This is a genomic window from Bradyrhizobium sp. Ken51 (assembly GCF_055807435.1).
Window position 1 is genome coordinate 1 of record NZ_JBVVPB010000099.1, and the last position, 2,607, is coordinate 2,607.

A 2,607-nucleotide genomic window follows, 5' to 3' on the forward strand; every position below is an offset into this window, starting at 1 on the left:
GGCTGCGAGGCGGGAACGGAATTCGTCGATGGGAAAAGGCGGTGGGAAGAGCGGAGGCTGCGTCATAAGGTTACTCCGGTGAGACTAGATATTTATTGTGATGCAGGAGCTCATCGTCATAGGTGCCTTGCGGCCCTACTAGAACAGCCACCGACCTAGGTGAACGGTTCTGCGGCGCCAATCGCGCGCATTCTCATCGAAGCGTGGGTACGAACAGAGTCGCCAAAGCGACGAAAAATACGCGCGGATGATTCGTCGGATTTTACCCAATATTCGGGATGCCACTGGACGCCGACAGCGAAAGCCCGGGCATTTCGGACCGACACCGCCTCCACGGTCCCGTCCGCCGCGACGGCCTCGACCTCAAGTTGAGAAGCCGGCCGGCCGACTGCCTGCCGATGGACGGAATTTACGTTGATCTCGGCTGCGCCAAGGATGTCGAAGAGGCAGCTACCAGTCTTCACGGTCACATTATGACGAAGGGCGAAGCGCGCATCACGGCTATCGCTTGGTGGTGCCCGATGGTCAAGCCTGCCGGGTTGCTCCTGAATTTCAGCCGCCAGCGTGCCACCAAGCGCGACGTTTAATTCCTGAAGACCACGGCAGATAGCAAGCAGCGGAACGCCTTGGCCGATCGCCTTCCGGATCAGAGGCAGCGTGGTCGAATCTCGCGCCGGATCATAGGGGCCGTTTGCTTCGCTCGAATCGCCGCCGTACAGGGATGGATGCACATTGGAGCCTGAGCCGGTGATCATCACACCGTCTACCGCGGAGAGGAGCTGGTCGAAATCCAGCCGGTGCCCGAAGCAAGGGACCATCAGAGGAAATACACCAGCTCCAGAAACCGCTGCCTCAAGATACTGTTGCGGCGCGGCGTGCCAAGGATAGTTATATAGCTCGCGAACGTCTGCCGAGACTGCAACGAGCGGCTGGTTTATCGACGAATTGCGAACTGTTTCCGCAATGGCAAGTGCATCCGCCACTGCATCTCCGCGCTGTTTCATTATTTCTGGCTTTCGGCCCCGGCCTCTTTCAATGGAGCTCATCAATTTTGCCACTCTCCGAACGCTAAGTTTCTTCGTATTTGTGGCATGCGAGCCGAAATTCTGCGCCATGCACACGAATGTGAAGCTTTCATATCTTTGCGTGGCTGCAGCAGCACGAGTGGGTCCAAGGCGCGCTGAAAACCGGTAAGCCCAATGGCGTTCGAATACGCAGGTGGTCACGACGTACGTTCTTGATCGGCACAACATAAGAGGAGCGTCGGTACGGCCGGCCCGGTGGATGAGCCGTGTCCCATGGCCGAGCATCAGGATCAGCACCACGAGTACCCCGGAATAATGGCAGATAGACGCTGCCGGAACATCGAAAACCGCGGGCATCTTCGGCGGTTGATCCTCGCTGATCTGCAACGCGAGCTCCGTGGCGCTATCCGGTCTCGTCAAGACGTCTGGCGTGTCCGCGGGGGGCGCGCGGTGCTGCGGAGACACCCGGCTGCCGACATCTCGCTTGCCTGGGCTCTCCTCGCTGAGTTCAGCCTTGGCCGACGCGAGCCTAGTGCAGTTTGACTTATCGAACGCCTGCTGCAGACGTGCTTTCCAACGGATTTCCTCCAGCAATTGCAAGTTGCTGCTCGACCGATCCGCGCACGCAAGCGTTTTCTAGGCCAGTCTCGACTTACTTGAAGTATCTGCCTGACGAGAAGAGGGTCGCACCCGTTGAGATGAGGAATAGAGAAGGATAACCGCACTCATGGGCCTGCAGCTTGCGCCGGATGCATCCACCTTCGCGCCCAGCAACCAGCGAGGGCGTGGTACTTTCGACCGTGCCGCTCGCGCCGCCTGTGTGTAGGTGATGCGAACCGGGCCAGCAGTTGTCGCAGCGATCGAATTGGCCGCCGAACCTCGCTCTGCGGCACGCCTCGACGGCCATTAGACTGTGGCACGGGACATGCGCACGTGCGACACGACCGAGCTCGATTCTGCCATGTTGAAGGCGGTTCCGCACGCTCCTTCAAACTGATGATGCGTACTTGAACGATGCAAATGCCCATGCTTGATGCGATCCCGGCAGGGCGCCAATCCACAACGTGCATTGGCCAATGACCGAACTTGGCCAGGTGGCTCTGGCGCGGTTTGGGCGACTCACGCTACCCATCATTCCCAGTCACCTCACTGCACAATGGGAATGAAATGGTTGCTGCCACCCGTGAATTGCCGGCCTCTGGTTACGCGCTTGAAGTCGACGGCCGGCTCAAAGCCGAATTTACAACCAGAGACGGTGCCAGGGCAGGTGGCGAAGTACTCAAGAAGCGTTTTCCCATGCTTCAGATAAGGATCTACGACGCGCAAACGCATGCGCGCGAGGAAATCTAGGTCATCGATTCAATTCTTTGTGGAGTTCTTCCGCTTGCGCGCGTGCGGCTGCCGCCGCACCGGGCTCTTGTGAACCGAGCCGCTTTGCGTCTCGGCCGTGCGGCGCCGATCCCTCGCGCAAGAGCTGCGGAGCTCCTCGCCGGGGGCACTCGGGGAAGGGGCTCGCCTGCGGCGATCGCTATCACTGCCCCGTTCCCGGGTGCCGCTATTGAACCGGTCTCGTCGCTGCACT

The 2,607-nt window shown here is 59.6% G+C and carries 2 protein-coding genes; one reads left to right on the forward strand and one right to left on the reverse strand.

Translation table 11 applies throughout. The annotated features are described in order from the left end of the window. Positions 1 to 155 precede the first annotated feature (155 nt). Positions 156 to 938, reverse strand: coding sequence for a gamma-glutamyl-gamma-aminobutyrate hydrolase family protein (locus tag AC0L27_RS40925; RefSeq protein WP_473323740.1), 783 nt, complete (start codon positions 936 to 938; stop codon positions 156 to 158). 1,254 nt (positions 939 to 2,192) lie between these two features. Here AC0L27_RS40925 and AC0L27_RS40930 point away from each other — a divergent pair. Continuing rightward, complete coding sequence (locus tag AC0L27_RS40930) at positions 2,193 to 2,375, forward strand: hypothetical protein (RefSeq protein ID WP_473323737.1); 183 nt, start codon at positions 2,193 to 2,195, stop codon at positions 2,373 to 2,375. The last annotated feature ends 232 nt before the right edge of the window (positions 2,376 to 2,607 follow it).